Here is a 517-nt window from a genome sequence, read left to right as displayed (position 1 = left end):
ACGTACTGTGTTGGATATTTTCTAATAGGTCTTTTAAGAATGGTTTTAGTGTGTACATGTCACTTGGATGATGGGATATGTTTTCTCCTATGATGAAGCCTGATGCACTTGCTAATTGGATATTGTAGGCTGGTTTTAGTTGGCCGTTTTTCATGTGGTCTTCTTTCATTCTCATGAAGGTTGCATCATGGTCTGTTTTTGAATAGGAATTTCTATAGTCTCCCATTATTTCTAGATGTTTCCTGTAGCTTTCTAGTTTTTCTTTCCAGTCTTTTAAAAGTTCATAGTCCCTTTGTTCTTTTGTTTTTCTTTTTCCTTTTCCGTAAACAAATTTTATTTTTTTCTGTTTGCAATATTTTCTCAATTGATTAAAGATTGTTGTTACTGCTTAAAGTACTTGGTATGGAATTAGACTTTACTTAATCCTAGTTCTTCTTTTATCCTCTCTATTAATTTTTCTTGCCACTTTTCTATACTTCCTCGCCATACAAAAACTATATCTGTTGGCATAGGCTTC

The 517-nt window shown here is 32.9% G+C and carries 1 pseudogene; it reads right to left on the bottom strand.

From position 1 onward, the window contains the following. Positions 1 to 364: pseudogene (locus tag RH95_RS09945) on the bottom strand (IS1182 family transposase); the annotation flags it as partial. Positions 365 to 517: the final 153 nt, after the last annotated feature.

This window comes from Peptoniphilus rhinitidis 1-13 (assembly GCF_000246925.1).
GTDB classification, from domain to species: Bacteria; Bacillota; Clostridia; order Tissierellales; family Peptoniphilaceae; genus Peptoniphilus_A; species Peptoniphilus_A lacydonensis.
The sequence above is the reverse complement of the archived record's forward strand: the minus strand, read 5'-3'. Positions and strand labels throughout refer to the sequence as shown.